The following is a 765-nucleotide window of genomic DNA, read 5'->3' as shown; positions in this document are numbered from 1 at the left end:
TCTAGTTGGCTGATAACCTCGTTGTCGCCAGGAAACGGCGAGAAGATGTCGAAACATTCGGTGTCAGCCGGAGACCTGGCCGGGTTGTTCGCGCTGTTTTCGAAGCTGCGCGAAAAAAGCCGAGCTAAGACCGGGCATAACTATCCGATCGTCTCGATTCAGGAGGCCGGCCTCGACGGCTTCTGGGTTCATCGGGTGCTTGAAAAAGAAGGGGTCGAAAGCCACGTCGTGGACCCAGCTTCAATCGCGACATCGCGCCGGCGCAGACAGGCAAAAACGGATCGCATCGACGGTGAGGCACTGCTGCGAACCCTAATGGCCTACAAGCGTGGCGAGCCGCGCGTGTGTGCGATGGTGCTGGTTCCGTCACCCGAGGAAGAGGATCGTCGACGGAGTTGTCGCGAGCGCAAGGCGCTGATCGTCGAGCGTGTCGCCCACGTCAATCGCATCAAGGGACTGTTGTTCTCGCAAGGGATCGCGAATTATGAGCCACTGCGCAAGGATCGACGTGAGCGGCTAGACGAGCTCTGGACCGGCGATGGGCGTGCGCTACCTGCGCTCATGAAGGCCCAGATTTCCCGCGAAGTCGATCGGCTAGAACTGCTGCTCGAACAGATCAAGCTGGTTGAGGATGAACGCGATGCGCTCATCGCCGCACAAGCGGCCGCGGCACCGCCTTCGCCTGTCACGATGCTGCTCAATCTCAAGGGCATCGGCGCCGAGTTTGCTGCCAACCTATGGTCTGAAGGCCTGTTCCGGCATTTT

Annotated in this window: 1 protein-coding gene; it reads left to right on the top strand. The window is 59.7% G+C overall.

Going from position 1 to position 765, the window contains the following annotated elements; all coding sequences use genetic code 11:
- The coding region (locus CWO89_RS44830; RefSeq protein WP_130584452.1) for an IS110 family transposase at positions 1 to 765 on the top strand (765 nt) is incomplete at both ends.

This window comes from Bradyrhizobium sp. Leo170 (assembly GCF_004296405.1).
Taxonomy (GTDB): Bacteria; Pseudomonadota; Alphaproteobacteria; order Rhizobiales; family Xanthobacteraceae; genus Bradyrhizobium.
The sequence above is the reverse complement of the archived record's forward strand: the minus strand, read 5'-3'. Positions and strand labels throughout refer to the sequence as shown.